Annotated in this window: 1 protein-coding gene and 1 pseudogene; both read left to right on the top strand. The window is 74.6% G+C overall.

Going from position 1 to position 661, the window contains the following annotated elements:
* The coding region (ssb, locus tag ACFWJO_RS39120) for a single-stranded DNA-binding protein (RefSeq protein ID WP_386872987.1) at positions 1-366 on the top strand (366 nt) is incomplete at its 5' end.
* A gap of 230 nt (positions 367-596) precedes the next feature.
* Positions 597-661 (top strand): annotated as a pseudogene (locus ACFWJO_RS39125) (30S ribosomal protein S18); the annotation flags it as partial.

A 661-nucleotide genomic window follows, 5' to 3' on the forward strand; every position in this document is an offset into this window, starting at 1 on the left:
CTGTTCCTGCGCTGCTCGGTCTGGCGCGAGGCCGCGGAGAACGTGGCGGAGTCGCTGACCAAGGGCATGCGCGTGATCGTGCAGGGCCGCCTCAGGGCGCGCTCCTACGACGACCGGGACGGCAATCGTCGCACCAGCTGGGAGCTGGACGTGGACGAGGTCGGCCCGGCGCTGCGGTTCGCCACGGCCAAGGTCACCCGCGCTCAGCGCGGCGGTGGCGGCGGCGGTGGCTTCGGCGGCGCCCAGCAGGGCGGCGGCTGGGGCGGCCAGCAGCAGGGCGGCGGCCAGGCCGCACCGCAGGACCCCTGGTCCGGCGGCGGTGGCGGCGGATGGGACACCCCGTCCTCCAACGAGCCCCCGTTCTGATCCTGCGCTGACCGGGCGCGGACCCCACGGCCGCGACGGACACGGAACACCACGGACCTCTCCGTCCGGGCGCACCTCGCCCGGAGGGCCGCCCCGGCGGCCCATCCCACCCGCGACCCGGCACCGCCGGGCCGCACTGCACACGGCCCCGTGCCCCGCACGGGACGCCGCGTGATCCCATCCCGCAGAACCGTTCTGCGGGCTCCAGAGAACTCTACAGGAGCACCACGATCGCCAAGGCTGACCTCCGCAAGCCCCAACCAAAGTCCAACCCGCTCAAGGCCTCCGAGATCAC

The organism is Streptomyces sp. NPDC127092 (assembly GCF_042722475.1).
Classification (GTDB): Bacteria; Actinomycetota; Actinomycetes; order Streptomycetales; family Streptomycetaceae; genus Streptomyces.